Consider the following 779-nt stretch of genomic DNA (forward strand, 5'->3'; position numbering starts at 1 on the left):
GCGCAGCGGCTGTATCACCTTTGCTACCATGCCCCGCACTGGCGGGTCGGCTGGCGCCGGCTCGCCGGCTCGCCGGATGTGATCGACCTGCGCCGCCACCCCGACGCCGGCTGGACCACGCTGCCCGACGACGGCCGGCGCTTCTACGCCGACCCGTTCCCCCTCGACCATCGCGGCGAGACCTGGCTGTTCGTCGAGGACTACGTTCACGCTCTGGCCAAGGGCATCGTCTCGGCGGTTCGGGTCGGGTCCGATGGGCCGATCGGCGTGCCGGTGCCGGTGCTGGAGGAGGCGCATCACCTGTCCTACCCGTTCGTCTTCGTGCGCGACGGCGAGGCCTGGATGGTGCCCGAGACCGGCAGCGCCGGCACGATCGAGCTCTACCGCGCCACCGCCTTCCCCGGCGGTTGGGTGAAGGAGGCGACGCTGGTGTCCGGAGTGGTGGCCAGCGACGCGACGCTCGTCGAGCACGGCGGCCTGTGGTGGATGTTCGCGACGGTCCGCGACGCGCCGCTCGGGGCGGCGCTCGGCAGCGGCTCCTACTCGGATGCGCTCCACCTCTGGTCGGCCCCGGATTTCCGCGGGCCTTGGACGCCGCACGCCCACAACCCGGTGCTGGTGGACGTCGCCTCGGCGCGTCCGGCCGGACGCATCGTCGCGCGCGGCGGCGCGCTGATCCGACCGATCCAGGATATGTCTCTTATAAACATCAACCAGCCCACCAGACCGGGGCCGATGGGGGTTTGCGTGTTGTTGGTTTAAAAAAAAAAGGGGGGGGG

Annotated in this window: 1 pseudogene; it reads left to right on the forward strand. The window is 70.5% G+C overall.

Annotated elements, in window-relative coordinates:
• Positions 1-762, forward strand: a pseudogene (locus tag FV222_RS28015) (formyl transferase); the annotation flags it as partial.
• Positions 763-779: the final 17 nt, after the last annotated feature.

This window comes from Methylobacterium sp. WL103, assembly GCF_008039885.1.
GTDB classification, from domain to species: Bacteria; Pseudomonadota; Alphaproteobacteria; order Rhizobiales; family Beijerinckiaceae; genus Methylobacterium; species Methylobacterium cerastii.